The organism is Sphingomonas sp. NFR04, from assembly GCF_900114095.1.
In the GTDB taxonomy this organism is placed as follows: Bacteria; Pseudomonadota; Alphaproteobacteria; order Sphingomonadales; family Sphingomonadaceae; genus Sphingomonas.
The window spans coordinates 1,103,273-1,128,150 of record NZ_FORV01000001.1 but is presented as its reverse complement, the minus strand read 5'-3'; the positions used below and the strand labels follow the sequence as shown (position 1 = coordinate 1,128,150).

The following is a 24,878-nucleotide window of genomic DNA, read 5'->3' as shown; positions in this document are numbered from 1 at the left end:
CCGGTGCGGGGGACGCGCCGGCCCTTTTCCTTTCCTGTTCGTGCGCGTGGCAATCCGCGCCCGCCGCCCCTACATCGGCGGCAATGAACGACCCCAATTCCCCCGATCGATTCAACGAGGAAAAGGCCACCTTCGCGGTTCGCGGCGCCGAGACGCCCGACCTGGAGGCCGGCGTCGCCGCGATCCGCAACGTGCTGCAGACATTGCCGATCCGCCCCGGCGTCTACCGGATGCAGGATGCCCGCGGCGATGTGCTGTACGTCGGCAAGGCGCGCGCGCTGAAGAACCGGGTGACCAATTATACCCAGGTCAACCGCCTGTCGAAGCGGCTGCAGCGCATGGTCGCGCAGACCCGCTCGATGACGATCGTCACCACCAACAACGAGGCCGAGGCGCTGCTGCTCGAGGCGCAGCTGATCAAGCGCTACCGGCCGCCCTACAATGTGCTGCTGCGCGACGACAAGTCGTTCCCGTTCATCCTGCTGCGGCAGGACCATGACTTCGCGCGCGTCCAGCTCCATCGCGGCGCGCGGCGCGCCAAGGGCGATTATTTCGGACCCTTCGCCGGCGCCGGGCAGGTGCGCAAGACGCTCAATGCGCTGCAGAAGCTGTTCCTGCTGCGCAGCTGCACCGACGGCTTCTTCGCCAGCCGCGATCGGCCGTGCCTGCTCTACCAGATCCGCCGCTGCTCGGCGCCCTGCGTCGGGCGGATCGACCAGGACGGCTATGCCGAGCTGGTCAACGATGCGCGCGACTTCCTCCAGGGCCGCTCGACCAAGGTCCAGGCCAAGCTGGGCGAGCAGATGCAGGCCGCCGCCGAGAATCTCGACTTCGAGCTGGCCGCGATCCTGCGCGACCGGCTGAAGGCGCTCACCTTCATCCAGGGCAGCCAGGCGATCAACGCCGAGGGTGTGGGCGATGCCGACATCTTCGCGCAGGCGGCCAAGTCCGGCGTGATCGGCATCGAGGCCTTCTTCATCCGCGGCGGCCAGAATTGGGGCCATCGCAGCTTCTTCCCCAGCCACACCCAGGACGTGCCCGAGGACGAGGTGCTCGCCGCCTTCCTGATGCAGTTCTACGAGGAGGTGCCGCCCGCGCGGAACGTGTTCGTCGATCGCGAGCTGCCCGAGGCCGAGCTGCTTGCGGAAGCCATGAGCGAGCGCGCCGGGCACAAGGTGGCGTTGTCGGTCCCCCAGCGCGGCACCCGACGCCGCCTGCTCGACCAGGCCAAGCGCAACGCCGAGGAGGCGCTCGACCGCCGCCTGGCGGAAAGCACCACCCAGGCCAAGCTGCTCCGCGAGATGGCCGACCTGTTCGATTTGCCGGAGCCGCCCAATCGCATAGAGGTCTACGACAACAGCCATATCCAGGGCACCAATGCGGTCGGCGCGATGATCGTCGCGGGGCCCGAAGGCTTCCGCAAGAGCCAGTATCGCAAGTTCAACATCAAGCGCCCCGAGACGATCGCCGGCGACGATTACGGGATGATGCGCGAGGTGCTGAGCCGCCGCTTCGCCCGCGCGCAGGACGAGGATCCCGATCGCAGCCAGGGCGACTGGCCGGACCTGGTGCTGCTCGACGGCGGCAAGGGCCAGCTCAATGCCGCCAAGGCGGTGCTGGAGGAAATGGGCATCGAGGATGTCTGCATGGTCGGTGTCGCCAAGGGCCCGCACCATGGCCGCGACGGGCGCGAAGTCTTCCACCTGATGGACGGCAGCGAGCGGATGCTGCCGGTCAACGCGCCTTTGCTCTTCTACCTGCAGCGGCTGCGCGACGAGGTCCACCGCTTCGTCATCGGCGCGCACCGCGACAAGCGCGCCAAGGCGATCGGCGCCAGCCCGCTCGACGAGGTGCCCGGTATCGGCCCGGCGCGGAAGAAGGCGCTGCTGATGCACTTCGGCACGGCGCGCGCGGTGCGCAACGCCAGCCTGGAGGACCTGCAGAAGGCGCCGGGGGTCTCGGCGGGCGTGGCGCAGCAGGTGTACGACTTCTACCACAGCCGCTAGGCGCCACGGTTCGTCGCTCGTAAAGGGCACTTGAGCGACGTTCCGCATCCGCTACTGTCTCCCCTCGATTTGAGGGGGAGTTGCATGTCGGGGCGTCGAATGTTGGTGGCCGTGTTGTTGTCCACGGCCGGGGTGGCGCATGCCGGGGACAAGCCGCTCTACCAGCCGGCGCCCGCCTGGGTGCTGCCAGCGCCGGCGGTGGACACCGCCAAGCTCGACGATTCCGCGCCCGTCCTGCAGATCTTCGACCAGCAGCAGCGGCTGGAGGACGGCCAGGTCGCGATCTATTTCGAGAGCGCGATCCGCATCGCCTCGCCGCAGATGCTCACCCAGAGCGGCACGCTGCCGCTGCAATGGGATCCCGCCAAGGGCGACCTGATCGTCCACAAGCTGCAGATCCTGCGCAAGGGCGAGCGGGTGGACCTGCTCGCCAAGGGCACCCGCTTCACCGTGCTCCAGCGCGAGCAGAAGCTGGAGCAGGCGTCGCTCGACGGCATGCTCACCGCCACCGTCGCGCTGGAGGGGCTGCGCGTCGGCGACGTGATCGACGTCGCCTTTTCGGTCACCCGCAAGGACCCGGTGCTCGGCAAGGAGATGATGAGCGTCGTCCCGATGGTGCCGGCGCCGACCAAGCTCGGTTTCGGTCGCGCGCGCGTGCTGTGGAAGGACGGCGTGCCGCTGGCGTGGCGCGACTATTCGGGCGGCGTGGTCGGATCGGCCGAGCGCAGCAAGGCGGAAGCCAAGCTGATCGCCGGCGGATATCGCGAGCTCACGCTGCCGCTGCCCGCGGCCAAGCCCGCCGAGCTGCCCGACGACGCGCCCGCACGCTACAAACCGCTGCCGATGCTCGAGCTGAGCAGCTATTCCGACTGGGCGGCGATCTCGCGCGGCATGGCGCCCTATTATCGCAGCGAGGGGGCGATCCCGGCGGGCAGCCCGCTCGCGGCCGAAGTCGCGCGGATCGCCGCCGCGAGCACGGACCCGCGCACCCGGGCGGCGCTGGCGCTGCGGCTGGTGCAGGACCAGGTCCGCTACCTGTTCCGCGGCATGGACAATGGCAATTACCGGCCCCAGACCCCGGCCGACACCTGGTCGCTGCGCTATGGCGACTGCAAGGCCAAGACGCTGCTGCTGGTGTCGCTGCTCCGTGCGCTCGAGATCGAGGCCGAGCCGGCGCTGGTCAGCAGCGGGCTGGGCGACCTCGTCGAATCGCGACTGCCTTCGCCGGGTGCGTTCGACCATGTGATCGTCCGCGCCACCATCGCCGGAAAGACCTTGTGGCTGGACGGCACCCAGGGCGGCTCGCGCGCCGAGGATCTCGACGACGTGCCGCCGTTCAAGACCGCGCTGCCGATCCGTGCCGCCGGGGCCGGGCTGGAGGCGATGCCGATGCGGCCGCCCGCGCGACCGGCGCAGCAGGTGTCGGTGACGCTCGACGCTACGGCGGGCATCGAGTTCCCCCAGCTCTACACCATCAAGATCGTCTATAGCGGCGCGATGGCGGAAGCGCTGCGCGGCGCCCGCTCGCAGATCGACAAGGAGAAGCTGACCGCCTTCCTCGATCCGCAGATCAGCGCGGTGATCGGCAATCACAGCAGCTACGACCAGAAGATGGAGGACGACGCCACCGGCGGCACCGTGACGGTGAGCGCGGCGGGCGTCGCCTATCAGGACTGGAACTATGATCGCGCTCGCTTCCGCCAGACGCTGGACACCACGGCGGCGTCGCTGAACTTCGCGCCCAACCGCGCGCGGACCGCGTGGAAGACGATTCCGGCGACCAGCGGCGCGCTCAGCGACGTGTGGGTCGAGCGCCGCTGGCAGCTGCCGAACGGCGGCACCGGCTTCACGCTGGAGGGCCAGCAGACCCTGCCCGCTGCCGTGGCGGGGATGCAGCTGGCGCGCAAGGTGACGCTGGCCGACGGCTGGCTGTCGCTGCAGGACCGCACCACCACCGGGCTGGAGGAAGTCCCCGCCGCACAGATCCCGGCGGCACGCGCCGAGGTGGCGCGGGTCAAGGCCAACCCGCTGCGGCTGGTGGCCCCTGCCGACCTCCCGCCGCGCTGGGCAGCGGTCAGCGCCGCAAAGCAGGGCATCCGGCTCAAGCCGATCTTCGAGGCCTATGCCAAGGCGATCGCCGCCACGCCCGACGATCCCGACAATTACACCAACCGCGCCTGGTTCTACGAGACGCTCTACGAGCGCGAGGGCGCGATCGCCGACCTCAGCAAGGCGATCGAACTCGCCCCCACGGCGGACACCCTGGTGCGCCGTGCCCAGGCCTATTACGCGCTGCACCAGGACGACAAGGCGCTAGCGGACGTGCAGGCAGCGCTGGAGCTGGAGCCCGATTCGGCGAGCGCCACCGCCTTTTCCGCCACCCTCAAGCGCGACAAGGGACAGCTGGACGAGGCGCGCGCGCTGATCGAGGCGCGGATCGACCAGGGCGGCGAGAAGAAGCTGGGCTGGCAGATGCAGCTGGCCGACCTGCTGGCCGAGGCGGGGAAGGTCGACGATGCCGTTGCCGTGCTCGATGAAGCGATTGCGGCCGCCCCGCGCAACGCCGCACTGCTCAACAGCCGCTGCTGGATACGCGCGACGCACAATGTCGCGATTCCGCAGGCGCTGCAGGATTGCACCAGCGGCGTGGAGCTGAGCAGCAGCTCGGCATCGGTGCTCGACAGCCGGGCCATGGTCTATTTCCGCATGGGCAAGCTCGACGCGGCGCAGACCGATCTCGACGCGGCGCTCCAGTCCGAGCCTGAACAGGCAGCCAGCCTCTACATGCGCGGGGTGATCGGCAAGCGGACCAAGGCCAAGGATGCCGATGCCTATCTCGCCGCCGCGCGGATGATCGAGCCGCGGATCGACGAGCAGTTCGCCCGCTACGGGATCAAACCCTAGAGCATTTTCAAGTTGACCGTTTACGGTCAACGACTCGGAAAATGCGGCTATCGAAAACCTAGAGCGTGTTCGCCCAAGGTGAAAACGCTCTAGGCGCTTTGCCATTTGTTCACGCGGGCGGGGGTAGGACGGGGACGATGGTCCCCGTCTCCGGGGCGCTTGCGAGACGCGCCTGCATGCCCACCCAAGTCTTCCTGACGATCGATACCGAGCTGATGTGGCGCCACCACGTCGCCGGGCTCGATCTGGCGGAGATGGCGGCGCGCTCGTTCGAGCCGGCCGGGGTGGGCGTCGGCTGGCAGCTCGAGCGGCTGGCGGCGCATGGGCTCAAGGCCTGCTTCTTCGTCGATCCGATGCCGGCGCTGATCCATGGCCTCGCGCCGATCGCCGCAGTGGTGCGGGCGATCCGCGCGGCGGGGCAGGAGGTGCAGTTGCATCTCCATCCCAACTGGACCGGGGCAAGCGCGGCGGATCGCGCGAAGATGCCGGCGAGGTTCGATCTGGTCGATTACGGCGCCGAGGAACAGCGCGCGCTGATCCGCCAGGCGCGGGCGCTGCTGATCGAGGCGGGCGCGCGGCCCCCGATCGCGTTCCGCGGCGGCAGCTATTCGGCCAACGACGCGACGCTCGCCGCGCTGGCGACCGAGGGTTTCGCCTATGATTCCAGCCACAACGGCTCCGAGCACCCCTGGCCGAGCGGCATCGGCCTGTTGCCGCAGCGAATCGCGCCGGTGCTGCACCAGGGCGTGATCGAGGTGCCCGTGACGCTGATCGACGCGGGCCCGCAGCTGCGCCACTTCCAGATCTGCGCGCTGTCGGCCCGCGAGATGCGCGCGGCCCTGGACCATGCGGTGGCCGAGCGCCACGCGGCAGTGACGATCGTCAGCCACGGCTTCGAGCTGGCCAACCGCACGGGCACGCGCCCCAATGCGGTGCATGTCCGCCGCTTCGAGGCGCTGTGCGCCATGCTCGCGGCGCGGCGCGCGGTGCTACCGACCGCGCATTTCGCCGACCGGCCTGCGCTGGCCCTAGACCAGGACGACGCGCCGCTCGCCCCCAGCATGCTGCGCACCCGGCTGCGCCAGGCCGAACAGCTCTGGTCCAACCTCGTCGAGGAGCGGGCGGGGTGAGCGACGCGCAGACGGTGGCGCTGCGCTTCATGGTCGGGGCGCGGACATTGGCGACGGTGCGGCGGCGGCTGGTGCGGGTGCCGCTGACGCTGGCCGAGGCACGGGCGGGGGATAGCCCTGCGCTGCCGCCGCTCTCGGCCGATGCGCAGGGCTTTGTGGTGACCTCGCTGCCCGAGGTACAATGCGCGGCGCTGCTGGGTGGCGGGATGCTGGGAATTGTCCGCCAGCGCTACACGCGCTTTTACGTGGACCTGTCGCTGGGGTTCGACGCGTGGCTCGCCGGGCTCTCGGCGAACACGCGGCAGGGATTGAAGCGCAAGGCCAAGCGGCTCGGCGGCGCGGTGCGCTGCTATCGCACGGCGGCGGAAATGGCCGACTTCTACCCGCTCGCCCGCGCGCTGTCGGCGCGGACCTATCAGGAACGGTTGCTCGGCGCTGGCCTGCCGGACGACCTGGCGGGCCTGCAGCGGCTGGCGGCGGCCGACGCGGTCCGAGCCTGGCTGCTGCTGCTGGAGGATCGGCCGGTGGCCTATCTCTGCTGCTCGGCGGTGGGGGATACGCTGCTCTACGCCCATGTCGGGCACGACCCCGACTTCGCCGCGCTCTCCCCCGGCGCAGTGCTGCAGCTGGCGGCGCTGCGCGACCTGTTCGCCGAACGCCGCTTCGCCTGGTTCGACTTCACCGAGGGCGAGGGCCAGCACAAGCGCCAGATGGCAAGCGGCGGGGTGGCCTGCGTCGACCTGCTGCTGCTGCGCCCGACGCTGGCGAACCGGGCGCTCGTCGCGGCGCTGGCGGGGTTCGATGGCGGCGTGGCGCTGGCCAAACGGGCGGTGCGGCGGCTGGGTGGCGAGAGCGTCGCCAAGCGGTTGCGGCGCGGGTGAGCGGAGGTTTTCTAGTGTTTCCTCCCCCGCCAGGGGGAGGTGGCAGGCCGAAGGCCTGACGGAGGGGGAGGAAGCAAGCAGGCCCGAAAGGTTCTGGCATCCTCCCCCTCCGTCGCGCTTCGCGCGCCACCTCCCCCTCGCGGGGGAGGATACGCTTTGATTTTGACCCGCCGGCTAGGCCCTCAATCCAGCGGCACGCGGTCCACGCGCGCGGCGGAGAGGCCGTAATAGTTGGAAACGCGATCGGCATAAGCCTGGGTGAATTCGGGCGCGTTGCTCGCCCAGCTCGGGCCGCCCTCCAGTACGCGGCGGTCGATCGTCACGATGTAATCGTCGCCGGTCGCATCGTAGGAGATCAGCTCGAAGGGCAGGGGGTAGTAGCTCTTGCCCATGCCGAGAAACCCGCCGAGGCTGAGCACCGCGTAGAGCGTGTGGCCGCTGCCCTTCTCGACCATGAACGCCTGGACCTGCCCCAGCGAATCGCCATCACGGCTGCGCACCTTGAGCCCGTCGACGCGGGCAGTGACGAGCAGGCTGGTGGTTTCGGGTGTATCGGACATGGACGGACTTCCTTCTGGGAACTTGCGCCTCTTGGAATGCACGAGCCCGGCATGTCGTTCCGCAGACGGGATGACCGGGCCGACGTTTGGGGCAACCGGCATAGGGCTCGTGCAGATCGGGATCGTAAGCGGCTGAGACTGGTGGGAAGCGGACGTTGAAGTTACGCTAGCTCGATAGGAGTTTGCGACGCCTCATCAGCGATCTGGCGCAGCCCATCCAGAAGCGAAAATCCTCTTCTAACTTGGAGCGCCGCTAGTTCTGTTGAATGCTTGAAGACCAACTTTGCCGGTCCAGGCCAACCCGGGCCGCCATGCTCAATAGCGTCCCAGAACGCATCGAGATTGCGCCCAAAAACCGTCGCGCCTTCGGGGTTGGCTGCATCGATATAGCGCTGCCAAACGTCGTCAGCACATTTCACGCCTTCACAGTCGATGTAAATGGTCGGCATTGCATTTGAATCGCGCGTTCGGCGAATGTCCGCAAGTGGGGCGAAAACGGACGACGGATTTAGCGGCGCTGATCGGAGGCAAGCTGCCGAGCGCACAGGCCCCGGGGATGCCACGCGTGCGTGAGCGTCGTCGGCGGCTGATCGGCGTCATGCAGGATCAGCGCGAAGCCTTTCCGACGAACCCGCCCGATTGCCATCAGCAGCATCGGCGGTCCGGCTTCGATCATCAAGCTATTGCCCGTCCCGCGGCCGATCCGAACGCCGTCGGGGGTTTCGAGGCATGTATCGCCCTCGACGGCAAAGAACGCTTCCGGGCCGGAGTGAACATGCAAGGGCGCCGTCGTGCCGGGTTCGAAAACGGATCGGATATAGTCGGCCGTGTAGCCGGCTGCCGGCGTCACCGGCAGCGGCCCGATCGTCGACACGTGCCGGCCGCCAAGCGGACGCCACCTCGCCCTCGCAATCGTGAAAAGCCACACCGAACCGAATGCCTCCGCGACGACACTGGCCGTCGTTGCAGCGCGTTGTGCTTCCTTGGTCGCGGTGAAACGGTCGAGGTGCCAATACACCTTGCCGCGCGGCAGGGATGCGAGGTGCTTTCGTGCCAGCAGACAGGCCGGGCCCGCGCTCTCGTCCGGACCGCACGGGCGGGTCGTCGCCTGGGCGAACGCGACCGAAGGCCAAGCTACGGCTGCAGCGCAAGCGACCGTGCTGAAGATCTTCCACATGTGCCCACCCCGCAATCGCAAGCCGGAGCATGACAATGTCTGCTTTTCGACGACCGCACAAGCATGCCGACGGTCGCGCTCCAGGCGGAGCCGCCCTGGACTCCGACCCGTCGAGGCCGGGCCCGGTCAGCCCGACAGCCCCGTCAGCGCCGCTGGCCGAACCAGATGACGTGGCGCGGGCCCTTGCCGTTCTGGCGGGCGCGCACCGCGACTTCCTCGACCTGGAAGCCGCTGTCGCGCATCCGGCGGGCAAAGGGCGCGTCGGGCGCCGCCGACCATACCGCGAGGATGCCGCCGAGGCGGAGCGCCTGGCGGGCGGAATCGAGGCCGCGCATCGAATAGAGGCTGTCGTTGCCGACGCGCGTCAGCCCGTCCGGGCCGTTGTCGACGTCGAGCAGGATCGCGTCATAGGCATTCTGCCCATCGGCGATGACGCGCCCGACATCGTCGAACACCAGTTTCACGCGCGGATCGTCCAGACACCCGTTGGTCAGCGCCGCCATCGGCCCGCGCGCCCAGTCGACGATCTTGGGGACCAGTTCGGCCACCGTCACCTTGGCATTGCTGCCGAGCACCGCCAGCGCCGCACGCAGGGTGAAGCCCATGCCGTATCCGCCGATCAGCACCCGCGCCTCGCGCTTGCCGAGCCGCTCGAGCGTCATCACCGCCAGCGCCTCTTCCGAACCGCTCATCCGGCTGTTCATCAGCTCGTTGCGTTCGAGCACGATCATGTGATCGTCGCCCCGACGGAACAGCCGCAGCGGTTCGCCGCCGGGAACGTCGGCGGTGTCGAGCAGTTCGCGCGGGGTCATGCGGGGAAGGCGCCCGGCATCAACCGAGCGCCGCCTTCAGCTTGGCGAAGAAGCCGCTCGACTGCGGGCATTCCTCGCCCGTCTCGGTCTTGCGGAATTCCTCGAGCAGTTCGCGCTGGCGGCCGCTGAGCTTGGTCGGCGTCTCCACCTCCAGCCGCACGACCAGGTCGCCGCGGCCGCGGCCCTGCAGCACCGGCATGCCGGCGCCGCGATGGCGCATTTCGCGACCCGACTGCGTGCCGGCATGGATCTTGATCACATGCTCCTCGCCGTCGAGGCCCGGGATGCGGATCTCGCCGCCCAGTGCCGCCGTCGTGAAGCTGATCGGCGCATTGGCGTACAGCGTCGTGCCCTGCCGCTCGTAGAGCGAATGGCGCGTCACATGGAGGAAGATGTAGAGATCGCCTGCCGGTGCCCCGCGCGCGCCGGCCTCGCCCTCGCCGGTCAGGCGGATGCGGGTGCCTTCGTCGACGCCGGGCGGTATCTCGATCTTGAGCGTCTTCGTCTTGTCGGTCCGGCCCTCGCCGCGGCAGGTGCGGCAGGGTTCGGCGATCACCTCGCCGGCGCCGTGGCAGGTCGGGCAGGTGCGCTCGACCATGAAGAAGCCCTGCTGCGCGCGCACCTTGCCGTGGCCGGCGCACGTCGTGCAGGTCTTTGCCTTGGTGCCGGGCGTGGCACCCGAGCCCTGGCAGCTGTCGCAGGGACCCGAGACATCGATGGTGATGTCGGTCGAATGGCCGTGGAACGCCTGTTCGAGCGAGATCTCCATGTCGTAGCGCAGGTCCGCCCCGCGCCGCTGGGGCCGGCCGCCGCCGCGCCCGCCGCCCATGAACTCGCCGAACACGCTTTCGAAAATGTCGCTGAACGCGCCGAAATCGCCCTGGCCGCCAGCATGGCCGCCGCCGCCGTTCTGGAAGGCGGCATGCCCGAAGCGGTCATAGGCTGCGCGCTTCTGGGGGTCCTTCAGGCAGTCATAGGCTTCGCTGATCGCCTTGAACTTGGCCTCGGAATCCTTGCACCCGGCATTCTTGTCCGGGTGATATTTCATCGCGAGCTTGCGGTAGGACGACTTGATCGTCGCATCGTCCGCAGTGCGCTCGATTTCGAGCAGTTCGTAATAATCGACTTCGGTGGTCATCCAGCAAGCCCTCTCCCCATCAGGGGACAGGGAGAGGAACTACACCGATGCCGGATCGCATCGATCATGCCCGCTCCCCCCAATCCCCGGCCCTCTCCCCGGCGGGGAGAGGGAGGGGCAATAGTTACGCCTTGTTGTCGTCCACTTCCGAGAACTCGGCGTCGACCACTTCCTCGCCACCGGCTTCGCTGCCGGCCGCGGCACCCGCGTTCGGCGAGGCGTTTTCGGCAGCCTGCTTCTCGTAGATCGCCTGGCCGAGCTTCATCGCCACCTGGGCGAGGTTCTGGGCCTTGGCGGTCATCGCATCGGCATCGCCGCTCTCGATCGCCGACTTGGTCTCGGCGATCGCCGCCTCGATCTCGCCCTTCAGCGACGCGTCCACCTTGTTGCCATTCTCGGCAAGCTGACGCTCCGTGGTGTGGACGAGGCTCTCTGCGTTGTTCTTGGCTTCGGCCGCGGCACGACGCTTCTTGTCCTCTTCGGCGAACTTCTCGGCATCGCGCACCATCTGCTCGATGTCGGAGTCGTTCAGACCGCCCGAGGCCTGGATGCGGATCTGCTGCTCCTTGCCGGTGCCCTTGTCCTTGGCGGACACGTTGACGATGCCGTTGGCGTCGATGTCGAAGGTGACTTCGATCTGCGGCACGCCGCGCGGCGCCGGCGGGATGCCGACCAGGTCGAACTGGCCGAGCATCTTGTTGTCGGCCGCCATCTCGCGCTCGCCCTGGAAGACGCGGATCGTCACCGCCTGCTGATTGTCGTCAGCGGTGGAGTAGACCTGCGACTTCTTGGTCGGGATCGTGGTGTTGCGGTCGATCATGCGGGTGAACACGCCGCCCAGCGTCTCGATGCCGAGGCTCAGCGGAGTCACGTCGAGCAGCAGCACGTCCTTGACGTCGCCCTGGAGCACGCCGGCCTGGATCGCCGCGCCGATGGCGACGACTTCGTCCGGGTTGACGCCGGTGTGCGGCTCCTTGCCGAAGAAGTCCTTCACGACCTGACGGACCTTGGGCATGCGGGTCATGCCGCCGACGAGCACGACTTCGTCGATCGCCTCGGCCTTGACGCCCGCATCGGCCAGCGCCTTGCGGCACGGCTCGAGGGTGCGCTTGATCAGGTCGTCGACCAGACGCTCCAGATCGGCGCGGGTGATCGTCTCCACCAGGTGCAGCGGGGTGGTCGCGCCACCTTCCATGCGGGCGGTGATGAAGGGCAGGTTGATCTCGGTCGTCGCGGCGGACGACAGCTCGATCTTCGCCTTCTCGGCCGATTCCTTCAGCCGCTGCAGCGCCAGCTTGTCGGTGCGGAGGTCGAGGCCCTCCTTCTTCTTGAACTGGTCGGCCAGGTAATCGACGATCTTGTTGTCGAAATCCTCGCCGCCGAGGAAGGTATCCCCGTTCGTCGCCTTCACTTCGAACACGCCGTCGCCGATTTCCAGCACGGAGATGTCGAAGGTGCCGCCGCCAAGGTCATAGACCACGATGGTCTTGTTGTTGTCCTTGTCGAGGCCATAGGCGAGCGCGGCCGCCGTCGGCTCGTTGATGATGCGCAGCACTTCGAGGCCCGCGATCTTGCCGGCGTCCTTGGTCGCCTGGCGCTGGGCGTCGTTGAAGTAGGCCGGCACGGTGATCACCGCCTGCGTCACGCTCTCGCCGAGGTACGACTCGGCGGTTTCCTTCATCTTCTGCAGGATGAAGGCCGAGATCTGCGACGGGCTGTACTCTTCACCGCCGGCCTTGACCCACGCATCGCCGTTCGTGCCGCGCGCGATCGTGTAGGGCACCAGCTCGGTGTCCTTCTTGGTCACGGGGTCGTCGAAGCGGCGGCCGATCAGGCGCTTCACCGCGAAGATGGTGTTGTCCGGGTTGGTCACCGCCTGGCGCTTGGCCGGCTGGCCGATCAGACGCTCGCCATCCTTGGCGAAGGCGACGATCGACGGCGTGGTGCGTGCGCCTTCGACATTCTCGATGACCTTGGGCTTGCCGCCTTCCATCACCGCAACGCAGCTGTTGGTCGTGCCCAGGTCGATACCGATAACTTTAGCCATGGTCCTCGTTGGCCCCCACAATCGAAACAAAAGGGTTCATAAGCGTTACCTGGATGCCGGCCCCAGAAGAGGCGACCGCCGTCCAGATGTCCGAGGGGGGATATAGGTGCGTCGTGCCTTGCCGCAAGACGCCTGGGTTTCTACAAGATTTCCCAAATCAAAGAGGGAGGATGCCGAATGCGCACTCTGGCGGGACTTGTAGCGGTTCTAGGGCTGGGGGCGTGTTCGCCCCAGGCGGACGGCGTGAAGGTGGATGGCGCGTGGATTCGGCTGCCGGCGGTGGCGGGCCAGCCGGGGGCGGCGTATTTCACGCTGCACGGCGGGCGCGAGGCGGAAACGCTGGTCAGCGTCTCGACCCGCGCGGCCGACAAGGCGGAGATTCACGAGAGCGACAAAGACGCGGCCGGCATGGCGAAGATGACCCAGCTCGCCAGCCTCGACCTGCCGGTCGGCTCCGAGGTGAAGTTCGCGCCCGGCGGCAAGCATGTCATGCTGTTCGGGCTGGTGCCCAATGTCCATGCCGGCGAGAAGGTGCCGCTGACGCTCCACTTCGCCAGCGGGCACGAGGCGACCGCGGTGGCCGATGTGGCGGTGCCCGGCGCCGAGCAGCGGTAGCGGCCAGAACACCCTCTCCCCGCCGGGGAGAGGGAGGGGCCCGCCGCCGCAGGCGGTGGGAGGGAGAGGGGCAAAGCGAGGCGCTGCCTCGCGCGGCAGCTGCGCAGCCGCTCACCCTCTCCAAGCTTCGCTAGGCAGCACGCTGCCAAGCTACGCTATCCTCCCCCTCGAGGGGGAGGATCGAAGCACGCTTCAGAACGACAGCCGTGCCCGCCCCAGCACGCGGTTGCCGCTGTGCCGCAGGTCCGCGTACGGCGACGACACCGCGCGGTTGGTGTCGATGTCGGTCCCGACATAATCGACGCCGAGCGTCAGCGGCCCGCTGACATGCTCCACGCCGATCCGCCAATCGGTGTAATCGCCGGTCGGGCGCAGCCGCGCCGCGCGAAGGTCGTCGGTGCTGCCGGTCGTGTGCCCGATCGACCCCGACACGGTGAACGGCGTCGAGGGCACGCCCACCGCGGCGCCCGCGTGCAGGTAGAGATTGTCGCCGCCGATCGGCCCCTGGTCCGGCGCGTAGGTCGCGCCGCCGTTCAGCTGCAGCGGGCCGAGCGAGAACCTGCCGTCCGCGCCCACTTCCACATAGTCCATGGCCCGCGCCGCGCCGGTGAAGACGTGGCCGGTGACGAAGCCGCGCAGCTTGAACAGGCCGATGTCGAAGCCATGGCCAGCCTCCAGGTCGAACACCGTGTCGGCGCCGGCATGGCGGCGCGATTCGCGCACCATCGCCACGCGTGCCGAGGCGTCGAAGCCGAGGATGCCGGCGGACAGGTCACCCGAGGCGCTGAGCTGGTTCTCGCTCCAGCTCAGGCCGCGGCGGCTTTCGTCGGTCGAGAGTTCGACGCCGCCCGAGACCTTGGGCAGGACCTGGGCCTGGGCGGCGAGCGGAAGGGCGAGCGCGGCGAAGGCGGCAACGGTAAGCGGGATACGCATCAGGTGTTTACACGTCCTATTTGATCGAGTTCGGCGCGCAGCATCTCGGCATCCTGGCCGGCGAGCGCTTCGACCGCGCCTCGCATGTCCTTGGTCGCGCTGGCAACGTCCTTCGCGATCGCCGCGCGGTTGGCGGTGCACCAGCCGGGACGGCTGCCGGCGGCGACACCTTCCTGGCGCAGCGCGCGCTGGAGCGTGCCGGCAGCGTGGCGCGCGTGCCGGTCGACCACCAGATCGGCCTCCCAGCGGCAGCGCAGCGTCGAGGCGCGACCGCCGGGGGCGGCAACGCCGAGCTGCTGGTGGCGGACGTCGACGCGCATGCGATAGTCGGCATGGACCGGGCCGGCGGGGTGGTCGATGCGCACGCTGTGCGCGATCTCGGAAAAGGGGGCGGCGAGCAGCAGCCCCAGAATCAACGGGATCATGGCTCTTCTCCTGCGGTTGCCCCGGCTGTTGTCGCCGGTGGCACGGTGTCTTTGCGCGCTGCCTTCGCCGGAATGCAAGTTACCAAGTGTTTCTCAGGGCTTGGCCGCCGCCGCTGAAATGCCGACTGTCATACGGGTTGTGGGGCGGGGCAGGCGGCCTACATCGCGGACAAACCAAGCGGAGAAGCACATGACCGGCACGCGCACCGAAACCGATTCGATCGGCGCGATCGAAGTTCCCGCCGACGCCTATTGGGGCGCCCAGACCCAGCGATCGATCCAGAACTTCCCGTTCGGGCCCGAGGAGCGGATGCCGATCGGCATCGTCCATGCGCAAGCCATCGTGAAGCAGGCGGCGGCGCGGGTGAACGTGAAGCACGGGCTCGACCCCAAGATCGCCGAGGTGATCGACCAGGTCGCGCAGGAAGTGATCGACGGCAAGCTCGACGACCAGTTCCCGCTGGTGATCTGGCAGACCGGCAGCGGCACCCAGACCAACATGAACGTCAACGAGGTGATCGCCGGCCGCGCCAACGAGATCCTCAGCGGCAAGCGGGGCGGCAAGAGCCCGATCCACCCCAATGATCACGTCAACATGGCGCAGTCGTCGAACGACAGCTTCCCGACCGCGCTGCACATCGCCGCGGCGCGTGCGGTGACGCTCGACCTGTTCCCGGCGCTGGAGCGGCTGCACAGCTCGCTCGACCGCAAGGCGCACGACTGGGATCACATCGTCAAGATCGGCCGCACCCATCTGCAGGACGCGACGCCGCTGACGCTGGGCCAGGAATTTTCGGGTTACGCCGCGATGCTCGCTTCGGCGCGGGCGCGGTTCCAGAGCGTGCTCGAGCTCGACATCTTCAAGCTGGCGCTGGGCGGCACCGCGGTGGGCACGGGGCTGAACTCGCCGCAGGGCTATGCCGAGGACGTGGCGGCGGAAATCGCCAAGATCACCGGGCTGCCCTTCGTCTCGGCACCCAACAAGTTCGAGATGCTGGCGACCAAGGACCAGCTGGTGAACCTCTCGGGCGTCTGCAACACGCTGGCGGTATCGCTCACCAAGATCGCCAACGACATCCGCCTGCTGGGCTCCGGCCCGCGCTCGGGGCTCGGCGAGCTGGAGCTGCCGGCGAACGAGCCGGGCAGCTCGATCATGCCTGGCAAGGTCAACCCCACCCAGAGCGAGTCACTCACGATGGTCGCAGCCCAGGTGATCGGCAACCACACCGCCGTCACCGTGGGCGGCATGCAGGGGCATTTCGAGCTCAACGTGTTCAAGCCGCTGATCGGCGCCAACGTCCTGCGCTCGATCACGCTGATGGCGATCGGCATGACCAACTTCGCCGAGCGCGCGGTCGATGGCGCGGTGGCGAACGAGGCGCGGATCAAGGAACTGGTCGACCGCTCGCTGATGCTGGTGACCGCCTTGGCTCCCGCCATCGGCTACGACAATGCGGCGAAGATCGCCAAGAACGCCCATGAGAAGGGCCTTACCCTCAAGGAATCGGGCCTGGCGCTCGGCCTTGTCGACAGCGCGACCTTCGATAAGTTCGTGAAGCCGGAGACGATGATCGGCCGTTGATCGGCTGCGGCGAGCGGCGGGAACGCTGCCGCCGCACCGCCGTTCTTGCGGGGAAGGAGAAGACAATGATCGGCAAGTTGATTGCAGGCTGGATCGGCAGCAAGATCGACCGGCGCGACGGCGAGGGCGGCGCAGTGGGCGCGGCGGTCGGCGTCGCGACTTGGGAAGTCGCCAAGCGCGTGGTGCCGGCGGCGTTCGTGCTCGGCGCGGGCGCGGTGGGCGCGGCCTATCTCAAGCGCAAGCTGACCACCGAACACGGTCCCGATACGGGGCTGGGCGCGTAAGCCGCCAAACGGTGCCCGGGCTTGACGGCCCGGGTGCCGCTACGCCAAAGGCCCGCATGGCCCATTCGCACCAGAACGACCCGCATGGATTCCATCGCCGCGGGGTTTTGTTTGTCCTTTCCTCGCCCTCGGGCGCCGGCAAGTCGACCATCGCCCGCAAGCTGCTGGCAGCCGAACCCGATCTCGCCGTCTCCGTTTCGGTGACCACGCGAGAGCCGCGGCCGGGTGAGGTGAACGGGGTCGACTATACGTTCGTCGATGTCGAGCGGTTCCGCGAGATGGTCTCGCAGCACCATTTCATCGAATGGGCGCACGTCTTCAAGCATCGCTACGGCACCCCCAAGGGCCCCGTGGACGCGGTGCTCGCCACCGGTCGCGACATGCTGTTCGACATCGACTGGCAGGGTGCGCAGCAGCTCCACCAGACGATGGGCGGCGACGTGGTCCGCGTGTTCATCCTGCCGCCGTCCATGGCCGAGCTGCACCGCCGCCTGGAAGGCCGCCAGACCGACACGCCCGAAGTGATCGCCCACCGCATGGCCCGCGCCTCGAACGAGGTGAGCCACTGGGACGGCTATGATTACGTCCTGGTCAACGACGATGCCGATGCGTGCTTCCAGGCGGTCCACACCATCCTCAAGGCCGAACGGCTCAAGCGTTCGCGCCAGACCGGCCTGATCGGCTTCATCCGCGGCCTGATGAAGCGCGGCGACCCCACCGGGGAATCCTCAGACGTTCTCTGACCTGCCTTACAGCAGGCTGAGGAATCGCACGCCTGCGTCGAAGTCAGCCTGCCGGACCTCGCGGGCCCGTACCGCCAGCGGGTCCTCGCCCCATTGTTCGGCTTGCCAGTCCTCGTCGAGCTGGGCGGCGCGCCAGATCGTCTGGGGATCGACGGCGCCTTCGAGCAGCGCCAGCGCCGCTACCAGCGAGCCGCTGATCGTGACCAGCGGGCTCAGTGCGGCGAGGCGGAATGGATCGAGCGCCGCTACCACCTCCTGCAATCGCGCGATCGTCGCCGGCGGCTGCGGGCGATGCATGACGCCGGCGGTCGTCTCGAAATGCACGTCGTAGCGCGCACGCGCCCAGTCGAGCAGCGGGTCCCATCGCGCAGCCTGGCGCTCGACCAGCGGCTCGGGAAGCTCGGCCCGGTAGCAGAGCAGGTCGCTTTCGCCATAGCGGGCGAGGTCCGCCGCGAAGGGGGCGGGGTTCGGCGCGATCTGGTCGATCGCGGCGTTGGCGAGGCCCGTCAGCGGCATTGCGCGGGGATCGATCTCCTCGCCGACGCTGCGCCATTCCTCGGCCACCGCTTCGGCCAGCTGCGGCGTGGGCAGCGTCAGCGCGGCGCGGGCAGGGGTGCGGACGGGGCGGCCATCGAGTGCGATCGCGCCGTCGACGATTGTCACGGTCTTCCAGAAACGTTTCATGCTTCGGGGGGTGTCCTCCAGCGGCGGGCGAGCATCCTAGGGATTGCCGCCATGACCCAGAACGAGGCGAGCATCAGCGCGATGCCCAGCATGGTCATCTCGGTTGTCTTGGCGCGGCCCAGGATGAGCAGCGCCAGCACCGCGCCGGCGACGCCGACGCAGTTTGCGCCCATCATCAGAAAATAGCGGTTGCGCGCAAGGCGATCGGCGTCGGTCACAGGGCCTCCAGATGCGCCTGGATCGCCGACGCATGCTCCACGACCCGCACCGCGCCGGCCGCGTGGAGATCATGGGGAGTGTGGTAGCCCCATGCAACACCCAAGGGGTGCGCGCGGGCGGCGACGGCCATTGCCATGTCGAAGCTGGTGTCGCCGATCATCACCGTCGTCTCGGGCGCGGCGCCTGCTTCGGCGATCGCGGTTTCGATCATCGACGGGTGCGGCTTGGAGGGGTGGCGGTCGGCGGTCTGCAGCGTGACGAAGCGCTGGCGCAGGCCGTGCGCCTCCAGCACACGGATCAGCCCGCGGTCGGACTTGCCGGTGGCGACGCCGAGCAGCCAGCCATTGGCATCGAGTGTCTCGATCGCTTCGAGAATGCCGTCGTAGAGCGGCTCGTCCTCGATATGACCGGCGGTGCGCAGCGCGAAATAGGCGCGCTTATATTCCTCGGCGAGGTGCCGGTGGAGATCGTCCTCCGCTTGCGGAAGCAGCTGGGCGATCGCCTCGACCAGGCTGAGCCCGACGATGCGGCGGATCGACTCGCGGGCGGGGGGCTCCAGCTTCTGGCCGGCGAAGCAATGCTCCATGGCAAGGCAGATGCTCGCCTGGCTATCGACCAAGGTGCCGTCGCAGTCGAACAGGGCGAGGCGGTTCATGCGCCCCCGATCCTCCCCCGGAGGGGGAGGGGGACCGCCGCGGGCGGTGGTGGAGGGGTGTCCCCGGTGGTGAAGGTGGTACGAGCCATCAGCGTCGACACCCCTCCGTCAGCCCTGCGGGCTGCCACCTCCCCTTGCAGGGGAGGATGTTGCCCGATCACTTCTTCTCGCCCCGGCCCCGCCGTTCGCCGCGGCGTTCCTTGCGGTAGTTCTTGGCGTGCGCCTTGGCCTTCTGCTTGAGCAGTTCCTTGCTCATCGGCGGCGGGCCGTCGTCGATCTCCAGCGCATTGCCCACCGCCAGGTCGAAGCCGAGCGTGTGCATCGACTCGGCGAAATGGTGCGGCAGGTCGGCGCGGACGTCGATGCGGCCGCCATCGGGATGGTCGATGCGAATGCGCCGGGCATGGAGGTGCATCTTGCGGCTGATGCCCCCGGTGAGGAACGCCTCCTGCAGCCCATATTTGCCGTCGCCGACGATCGGGTGGCCGATCGCCGCCATGTGAACGCGCAGCTGGTGGGTGCGGCCGGTGAACGGCTGGAGCTCGACCCAGGCGCAGCGATTGCCGGCCATCTCGATCACCCGATAGCGGGTGCGGGCGGGCTGGCCCTCTTCCATGTCGACCTGCATCTTCTCGCCGCCGGTGCCCGGTTGCTTGCCGATCGGCAGCTCGATGAAGCCGTCCTCAATGTCCGGCACACCCATCACCAGCGCCCAGTAGATCTTGCGCGCCGTGCGGCTGGAGAAGCTCTTCGAGAAGAAGGCTGCGGCGCGTGCCGAGCGGGCGACGAGCAGCGCGCCAGACGTATCCTTGTCGAGCCGGTGGACCAGCTTGGGCCGGCCCTCCGCCTCGAACCACAGCCCGTCGAGCAGTTCGTCGACATGCTCGAACGTCTTGGTGCCGCCCTGGGTCGCGAGACCCGGCGGCTTGTTGAGCACCAGCGCCGCGTCGTCGCGGTGGATCACCAGCGACTTGGCAAAGGCCGTCTGCTCCTCGCTGAGCGGCTTGGGCGCGCGCTTGGCGCGCGGGGCAGCGGCGGCGGCGGCCTTGGCCGGCTCGGCCGGGGGCACGCGGATCTGCTGGCCGGCTGCAATGCGGTCGCCCGGCGCGGCGCGCGAGCCGTCGACGCGGAGCTGCCCGGTCCGCGCCCAGCGCGAGACGAGGTTGAAGCTCACGTCCGGCAGATGCCGCTTGAACCAGCGGTCGAGCCGGATGCCGTCATCGTCATAGCCGACGACGAACTGGCGGACGCCGTCCTCGGAGCCGCTCATGCCGTCACCGCCCGGGCCAGCGCCATGCCGATGGCGACCGCGCCGATCGCGCCGATCACCGAGGCGAGGACATAGCCGATCGCCACGACGAGGTCGCCGCGCTCGATCATCGCGAAGGTCTCGAGCGAGAAGGAGGAAAAGGTGGTGAAGCCGCCGAGCACGCCGACGCCGAGCAGCAACCGCGCCTGTTCGGCATTGGGGCCGAAGCGCAGCAGGCTGGCGCCGAGCAGCCCCATCAGGAAACCGCCGACAAGATTGACGGCAAGGGTCCCCCAGGGGAAGGCCGGGCCGAGCAGGGCGACGCCGGCGCGGCCAACGCCGTAGCGGGCCGCGGAGCCGATGGCCCCGCCGAGCATCACGAGAAAAAGATTGGGCATCGTGCGCCCCTAGCGCGAATCGGGGCAAAGGGGAAGTTTCGGGGTGCGCGCCGATTCGCAGGTTCGGGACGGCCGCCTCGGCGGGTGGCCGCTACGGGGCTAAGTTCACGCACTTGCGCCGGTCGGCAACGCTAGCGCGCTGCGACGTGCAGCATCAGCGTATCCGCGATCGCGAGGGCGGCCGGGCCAAGCTCCGCGTCGGGTAGCTCGCCAGCCGACCAAAACGAAAGGGCGCCTCGAAAGGCGAATGCGAGCTGCCGGGGCAGCTCCTTGACGAAGGGCTCGGCTGGGCCCGGCATGCCCGGCTCACCCTCAAGAGCGCGTTCCCAATAGGCCGTGGATCGTACCAGCGCGTCGGCTTGCGCCGGGCCGGCGGTGCCGATCGACCCCATCACCGCGCGATTCACGGCTGGCTCGTCCAGCATGACGGCGACTGCCACCTCGACCGCCAGCCGAACCCGCCGAGCCGAGTTGGCGGGGGGAGAAGCGGCTGCATAGCGCGACGTCATGGTCTCGATGCGGCGCCCGGAAAGTGCATGCATAATCCCCGCTTTGCTGCCGAACTGATTGAACGGGGTTGCGAAGCTGACACCCGCTTCGGCGGCCAGGTCGCGCATCGAAAACTCGGCCTTGCCGCTGCGCAGCAGCCGTTCCGCCCCATCGAGCACCCGCTGACGGACCGGCTCCCCCTTCTCAACAATGCGTCCGTCGGGCTTGTGGAGGGTCATGCAAACTCTATATCATGATATACTTGAACATGCCCTGGAGCTTATCGCATGACCACCGCCTCTCCCAAGACATTCCTCATCACCGGCGTCAGCTCGGGCCTGGGGCGCGCTTTTGCACAGGGTGCGCTCGATGCCGGCCACCGCGTCATCGGGACCGTGCGGAAGCCGGAGGATGCGGCGGTGTTCGCCGCCCTCGCCCCCGACCGCGCCCATCCGCTCATCCTTGACGTTACCGATTACGACGCCATCCCGGCAGCCATCGCCGACGCTGAGAGCCGCGCCGGTTCGATCGACGTGCTCGTCAACAATGCGGGCTATGGCCATGAGGGCGTGATGGAGGAGTCCGCGATGGACGACCTCCAGCGCCAGTTCGCTGCCAATGTCTTCGGCCCCGTGGCGATGATGAAGGCGGTCCTGCCAGGCATGCGCGCGCGGCGCAGCGGCCACATCGTCAATGTCACCTCGATGGGCGGATTCATCACCATGCCCGGCATCAGCTTCTACTGCGGCAGCAAGTTCGCGCTCGAGGGCATTTCGGAGACGCTTGGCAAAGAGGTGGCGTCCTTCGGGATCCACGTTACCGCGCTTGCGCCCGGCCAGTTCCGTACCGACTGGGCGGGGCGCTCCATGGACCGCACGCCGCGCAGCATTCCCGATTACGATGCGGTGATGAACCCGCTGCGCGAGGCGCGACTGGCCAAGAGCGGCAATCAGCCGGGCGATCCGGCAAAGGCCGCGCGGGCGCTGCTCGCCTTGATCGAAGCCGAGAATCCGCCGACGCGGCTCTTCCTCGGCGCGGATGCGCTGGCACTGGTCGATCAGAAGCTCGTCGCGATGAAAGTCGAACGCGACCAGTGGGATGCGCTTTCCCGTTCGACCAGCTTCGAAGCCTAGGCCCGTCGCCGGCGTGGCCGTGCTGGTCCCGCCGGTATTCGGCCCGCCTGGGTCCCGCAAACGCATCTTGCGCGCTGCTGACTGCGTACAGACCTGACGCCGTGCTATCTTGATAACACACCACAGCCACGCCATATGCAGGCCATGTTCAACGCAATATCGCTGCTGATCGGGCTGGTGGCGCTGCCCTTCGCGCTGGTGGGGATCATTCCGTTCCCCTTTGTGCCGCTGGTCAACTGGATCGCCTTCCCGATCGCGCTCGCGGGCACGGTGGTGGGAATGCTCTCGCGCGGCACGGCGGGGCGGAACCTCAATTTGCTGATCCTGATCATCAGCGGCGTGCGGCTGATGCTCACGGGCGGGTTCATCTAAGCATAAAAAAGGGGCCCGGCGAACCGGACCCCTCTTTCTGCAAGCCCCAGGAACTCAGCGGCAGCGGACGTTGCCGCGGTCCACCGACTGGCCGAGCGCGCCGCCCGCCACGGCGCCGAGCAGCGTGCCGAGCGTCGCATTGCCGCCCGAGGACAGCGCGTTGCCGAGCAGGCCGCCGCCCAGGCCACCGACGATCAGGCCGGTCGTGCCGTCGTTGCGGCGGCAATAATAGCGGTTGTCGCGGCCGCGATAGATGCGGTCGTTCCGGCTCAAGCGGCGCTCCTGATAATAGCGGCCGTCGCGATAATATTGGTCGGCATAATAGCGGCGCTGCCCCGGCGGCAGGCGGTTATAGTCATAGTTGCGCCAGCGGCGCCAATCGCCACGATCGGCACCATGGCCGCGGCCCGGGCCGCGATCGTTCCAGCGGCCGTCGCGGTCGCGGCCATGGTCGCGATCCTGCCAATGGGCGTCGCGATTCTGCCAGCCCTGCGCCATCGCGGGCACCGTCGGCAGGGTCAGCGCCGCCGCCGCGGCGGCTACGAACAACATGCGCATCGGGACATTTCCTTGTCGTTATCGATGCGTGCCGAACGTACGCACGCGGCGGCAGGTTGCGTGAATATGAAACTACGCCCGGTTCATTCCGCGTCCATTGTTGGGACTCGGGTGTCGCCCGGATAGGCGAACAGCAGGTCGCTGCCGACCTCGGCGTGCAGCTCGACATGGCCTTCCAGCGTCAGGCACTCGCCCGCCTTGAAGGCGATGCCGTCGACCGCGCCTTCGCCCTTCACCGGTATCAGCCAGCCGGTGGCGCCTTCCGGCAAGTCGAAGCGGCGATGCCCGCCTTCCCAGCGCTCGAGCACGAATTTCGGCCCCTCGACCAGGATCGTGCGGCTCGGCGACACCGCGCCCGGCATCGGGTGCGGCACGAACGGCACGGGCTCGGCGACGGCGATGCCCGCATCCAGGTGCAGTTCGCGCGGGCGGCCATAATCATAGAGGCGGTAGGTGGTCTCGCTGTTCTGCTGCACCTCGATCAGCGTGATGCCCGCGCCGATCGCGTGAATGGTGCCGGAGCCCGAATAGAAAAAGTCGCCGGCCTTGACCGGCTTCCAGTCGAGCAGGTCTTCGATCGATCCGTCGAGCGCGGCCGCGCGCAGCGCCTCGCGGTCCACCGGCTGCTTGGTGCCGAGCGCGATCGTCGAATCGGGCTGGGCGTCGAGGATCACCCAGCATTCGTCCTTGCCGCGCGGCAAGCCGGCGGCATGCGCCTGCTCGTCGTTCGGGTGGACCTGGACCGACAATTTCTCGCTGGTGAACAGATACTTGATCAGCAGATCGGGGGTGCTGTCGCCGGGCGTCTGGAACCACACTTCGCCGACCGGATCGCCGTCCTTGGCGGGATCGGCAAAGCCCGGATACAGGGTGTGGCGGCCCCAGGGTTTTTCGACGCGGTGGGTGGCGAGAAGCGTGGCGGGCACGGAAGATCCCCTTCAATTACGGTCACGGAAACGGGAGCGCATGTGGCCCGAAGCAGGTTCCGCCGCAATCCCGCCCCGAAAAGGATTGTTTGCAGCCACGGCCCCGGTCTAAGAACCCCGCCATATGCGTAGTCCTCTGCCTCGCGCGCTTGCGTTCGCGCTTCTTCCGGTGTTCGCCCTTTCCGTCGCCGGCTGCGCCAAGCGCGGCGGGGTGAAGGATCTTCCCTATGTCGCCCGCGACGTCGGCACGCTGTACAGCACGGCCAAGCAGAAGCTGGACCAGCACCAGTACAAGCTCGCCGCCGCGCTGTTCGACGAAGTCGAGCGCCAGCACCCCTATTCGGTGTGGGCGCGGCGCGCGCAGCTGATGGGGGCGTTCAGCTATTATCTGAACCGCGACTATGCCGAAGCGATCGCCTCGGCGCAGCGCTTCCTGGCGGTGCACCCGGGTAACCGCGATGCGCCTTATGCCTATTATCTGGTCGGCATTTCCTATTACGAGCAGATCAGCGACGTCACCCGCGACCAGAAGATCACCCAGCAGGCGCTCGACTCGCTCGGCGAGCTGATTCGCCGCTACCCCAATTCGAAATACGCCGCCGACGCCCGCCTGAAGCTTGATCTGGTGCGCGATCACCTGGGCGGCAAGGAAATGGAAGTCGGCCGCTTCTACGAGACCCGCGGCCAGTGGCTGGCGGCGGCGCTGCGCTTCCGCAACGTGGTCGACAACTACCAGATGACCACCCATGTGCCCGAGGCGCTGATGCGCCTCACCGAGAGCTATCTCGCGATGGGCGTGCCGGAGGAGGCCAACAAGGCGGCCGCCGTGCTGGGTGCCAATTATCCGGGCACCGACTGGTACAAGCACGCCTATCAGCTGATCCAGGACAATCAGGACAAGGTGGCGGCAGCCGCCAAGGCCAGCCCGCCGCCCAAGCCCGCGAGCTAAAAGCACTTT

27 protein-coding genes are annotated in these 24,878 nt (G+C 68.1%); 11 read left to right on the top strand and 16 right to left on the bottom strand.

Translation table 11 applies throughout. From position 1 onward, the window contains the following. Positions 1 to 83 precede the first annotated feature (83 nt). The 4 genes from uvrC to BM009_RS05235 all read left to right on the top strand — a co-directional run bounded on the left by uvrC (position 84) and on the right by BM009_RS05235 (position 6,921). Positions 84 to 2,006 (top strand): excinuclease ABC subunit UvrC, encoded by a 1,923-nt coding sequence (gene uvrC / locus BM009_RS05250; protein ID WP_093294330.1) that lies wholly within the window; start codon positions 84 to 86, stop codon positions 2,004 to 2,006. Positions 2,007 to 2,105: 99 nt separating this feature from the next. Beyond that, the gene (locus BM009_RS05245; protein ID WP_254772178.1) at positions 2,106 to 4,910 is read left to right on the top strand and encodes a DUF3857 domain-containing protein; all 2,805 of its coding nucleotides are present in this window, start codon (positions 2,106 to 2,108) and stop codon (positions 4,908 to 4,910) included. Positions 4,911 to 5,086: 176 nt separating this feature from the next. Further along, positions 5,087 to 6,040: a polysaccharide deacetylase family protein gene (locus BM009_RS05240; protein WP_093294327.1), complete on the top strand. Its 954-nt coding sequence runs from the start codon at positions 5,087 to 5,089 to the stop codon at positions 6,038 to 6,040. Continuing rightward, positions 6,037 to 6,921 carry a GNAT family N-acetyltransferase gene (locus BM009_RS05235; RefSeq protein ID WP_254772145.1) on the top strand — a complete coding sequence of 295 codons (885 nt, stop codon included), beginning with the start codon at positions 6,037 to 6,039 and terminating at the stop codon, positions 6,919 to 6,921. The genes BM009_RS05240 and BM009_RS05235 overlap by 4 nt, the downstream gene beginning before the upstream one ends. 182 nt (positions 6,922 to 7,103) lie before the next feature. Here BM009_RS05235 and BM009_RS05230 read toward each other — a convergent pair whose 3' ends face one another. The 6 genes from BM009_RS05230 to dnaK form a co-directional block, all read right to left on the bottom strand. Continuing rightward, on the bottom strand, positions 7,104 to 7,481 hold the full coding sequence (locus BM009_RS05230) for a PRC-barrel domain-containing protein (RefSeq protein WP_093294326.1): 378 nt from the start codon (positions 7,479 to 7,481) through the stop codon (positions 7,104 to 7,106). 161 nt (positions 7,482 to 7,642) lie between these two features. Further along, on the bottom strand, positions 7,643 to 7,930 hold the full coding sequence (locus tag BM009_RS05225) for a barstar family protein (RefSeq protein ID WP_093294324.1): 288 nt from the start codon (positions 7,928 to 7,930) through the stop codon (positions 7,643 to 7,645). A gap of 59 nt (positions 7,931 to 7,989) precedes the next feature. Further along, positions 7,990 to 8,658 (bottom strand): cupin domain-containing protein, encoded by a 669-nt coding sequence (locus BM009_RS05220; protein WP_093294323.1) that lies wholly within the window; start codon positions 8,656 to 8,658, stop codon positions 7,990 to 7,992. 143 nt (positions 8,659 to 8,801) lie between these two features. After that, positions 8,802 to 9,470 (bottom strand): spermidine synthase, encoded by a 669-nt coding sequence (locus tag BM009_RS05215; protein WP_093294321.1) that lies wholly within the window; start codon positions 9,468 to 9,470, stop codon positions 8,802 to 8,804. A gap of 19 nt (positions 9,471 to 9,489) precedes the next feature. Then, positions 9,490 to 10,608, bottom strand: a complete 1,119-nt coding sequence (gene dnaJ, locus BM009_RS05210) for a molecular chaperone DnaJ (RefSeq protein WP_093294320.1) — start codon at positions 10,606 to 10,608, stop codon at positions 9,490 to 9,492. A gap of 124 nt (positions 10,609 to 10,732) precedes the next feature. Next, positions 10,733 to 12,655, bottom strand: a complete 1,923-nt coding sequence (gene dnaK / locus BM009_RS05205) for a molecular chaperone DnaK (RefSeq protein WP_093294318.1) — start codon at positions 12,653 to 12,655, stop codon at positions 10,733 to 10,735. Positions 12,656 to 12,832: 177 nt separating this feature from the next. Between dnaK and BM009_RS05200 the strand changes: the two genes are divergently transcribed. Next, positions 12,833 to 13,270: a copper chaperone PCu(A)C gene (locus BM009_RS05200; RefSeq protein ID WP_093294317.1), complete on the top strand. Its 438-nt coding sequence runs from the start codon at positions 12,833 to 12,835 to the stop codon at positions 13,268 to 13,270. Between the two features lie 192 nt (positions 13,271 to 13,462). Here the strand turns inward: BM009_RS05200 and BM009_RS05195 are convergent, their stop codons facing one another. Beyond that, positions 13,463 to 14,203: a TorF family putative porin gene (locus BM009_RS05195; RefSeq protein WP_093294315.1), complete on the bottom strand. Its 741-nt coding sequence runs from the start codon at positions 14,201 to 14,203 to the stop codon at positions 13,463 to 13,465. Continuing rightward, positions 14,203 to 14,628 carry a hypothetical protein gene (locus BM009_RS05190; RefSeq protein WP_093294314.1) on the bottom strand — a complete coding sequence of 142 codons (426 nt, stop codon included), beginning with the start codon at positions 14,626 to 14,628 and terminating at the stop codon, positions 14,203 to 14,205. The genes BM009_RS05195 and BM009_RS05190 overlap by 1 nt, the downstream gene beginning before the upstream one ends. Positions 14,629 to 14,818: 190 nt before the next feature. Between BM009_RS05190 and fumC the strand changes: the two genes are divergently transcribed. The 3 genes from fumC (at position 14,819) to gmk (ending at position 17,237) form a co-directional block, all read left to right on the top strand. Continuing rightward, entirely contained in the window at positions 14,819 to 16,210 is a 1,392-nt protein-coding gene (fumC, locus tag BM009_RS05185; RefSeq protein WP_093294312.1) for a class II fumarate hydratase, read from the top strand. Between the two features lie 65 nt (positions 16,211 to 16,275). Continuing rightward, positions 16,276 to 16,494, top strand: a complete 219-nt coding sequence (locus BM009_RS05180; protein ID WP_093294653.1) for a hypothetical protein — start codon at positions 16,276 to 16,278, stop codon at positions 16,492 to 16,494. A gap of 56 nt (positions 16,495 to 16,550) precedes the next feature. Continuing rightward, positions 16,551 to 17,237 carry a guanylate kinase gene (gene gmk, locus BM009_RS05175; RefSeq protein WP_093294311.1) on the top strand — a complete coding sequence of 229 codons (687 nt, stop codon included), beginning with the start codon at positions 16,551 to 16,553 and terminating at the stop codon, positions 17,235 to 17,237. 6 nt (positions 17,238 to 17,243) lie between these two features. Here the strand turns inward: gmk and BM009_RS05170 are convergent, their stop codons facing one another. The 6 genes from BM009_RS05170 to BM009_RS05145 all read right to left on the bottom strand — a co-directional run bounded on the left by BM009_RS05170 (position 17,244) and on the right by BM009_RS05145 (position 21,170). After that, positions 17,244 to 17,921: an ATP12 family chaperone protein gene (locus BM009_RS05170; RefSeq protein ID WP_093294309.1), complete on the bottom strand. Its 678-nt coding sequence runs from the start codon at positions 17,919 to 17,921 to the stop codon at positions 17,244 to 17,246. Beyond that, positions 17,918 to 18,139 (bottom strand): hypothetical protein, encoded by a 222-nt coding sequence (locus BM009_RS05165; protein ID WP_093294307.1) that lies wholly within the window; start codon positions 18,137 to 18,139, stop codon positions 17,918 to 17,920. The genes BM009_RS05170 and BM009_RS05165 overlap by 4 nt, the downstream gene beginning before the upstream one ends. Then, positions 18,136 to 18,795, bottom strand: a complete 660-nt coding sequence (locus BM009_RS05160) for an HAD-IA family hydrolase (protein WP_093294306.1) — start codon at positions 18,793 to 18,795, stop codon at positions 18,136 to 18,138. The genes BM009_RS05165 and BM009_RS05160 overlap by 4 nt, the downstream gene beginning before the upstream one ends. Before the next feature lie 157 nt (positions 18,796 to 18,952). Continuing rightward, complete coding sequence (locus BM009_RS05155; RefSeq protein ID WP_093294304.1) at positions 18,953 to 20,065, bottom strand: RluA family pseudouridine synthase; 1,113 nt, start codon at positions 20,063 to 20,065, stop codon at positions 18,953 to 18,955. Continuing rightward, positions 20,062 to 20,442 (bottom strand): fluoride efflux transporter CrcB, encoded by a 381-nt coding sequence (gene crcB / locus BM009_RS05150; RefSeq protein WP_093294303.1) that lies wholly within the window; start codon positions 20,440 to 20,442, stop codon positions 20,062 to 20,064. The genes BM009_RS05155 and crcB overlap by 4 nt, the downstream gene beginning before the upstream one ends. A gap of 131 nt (positions 20,443 to 20,573) precedes the next feature. Further along, positions 20,574 to 21,170, bottom strand: coding sequence for a TetR/AcrR family transcriptional regulator (locus tag BM009_RS05145; RefSeq protein WP_093294301.1), 597 nt, complete (start codon positions 21,168 to 21,170; stop codon positions 20,574 to 20,576). A 48-nt stretch (positions 21,171 to 21,218) separates the two neighbouring features. Here BM009_RS05145 and BM009_RS05140 point away from each other — a divergent pair, with 48 nt between their 5' ends. Continuing rightward, a complete protein-coding gene (locus BM009_RS05140) occupies positions 21,219 to 22,064 on the top strand; it encodes an oxidoreductase (protein WP_093294300.1) in 846 nt (281 codons plus the stop codon). A gap of 144 nt (positions 22,065 to 22,208) precedes the next feature. After that, on the top strand, positions 22,209 to 22,436 hold the full coding sequence (locus BM009_RS05135; RefSeq protein ID WP_093294651.1) for a hypothetical protein: 228 nt from the start codon (positions 22,209 to 22,211) through the stop codon (positions 22,434 to 22,436). A gap of 54 nt (positions 22,437 to 22,490) precedes the next feature. On the opposite strand, the gene BM009_RS05130 is transcribed toward BM009_RS05135, so the two are convergent. Together BM009_RS05130 and BM009_RS05125 are read right to left on the bottom strand one after the other, a co-directional pair. Further along, the gene (locus tag BM009_RS05130) at positions 22,491 to 22,994 is read right to left on the bottom strand and encodes a glycine zipper 2TM domain-containing protein (RefSeq protein WP_093294299.1); all 504 of its coding nucleotides are present in this window, start codon (positions 22,992 to 22,994) and stop codon (positions 22,491 to 22,493) included. Positions 22,995 to 23,077: 83 nt separating this feature from the next. After that, on the bottom strand, positions 23,078 to 23,920 hold the full coding sequence (locus tag BM009_RS05125; protein WP_093294297.1) for a class I mannose-6-phosphate isomerase: 843 nt from the start codon (positions 23,918 to 23,920) through the stop codon (positions 23,078 to 23,080). A gap of 124 nt (positions 23,921 to 24,044) precedes the next feature. Here BM009_RS05125 and BM009_RS05120 point away from each other — a divergent pair, with 124 nt between their 5' ends. Further along, positions 24,045 to 24,869, top strand: coding sequence for an outer membrane protein assembly factor BamD (locus BM009_RS05120; protein ID WP_093294296.1), 825 nt, complete (start codon positions 24,045 to 24,047; stop codon positions 24,867 to 24,869). Positions 24,870 to 24,878: the final 9 nt, after the last annotated feature.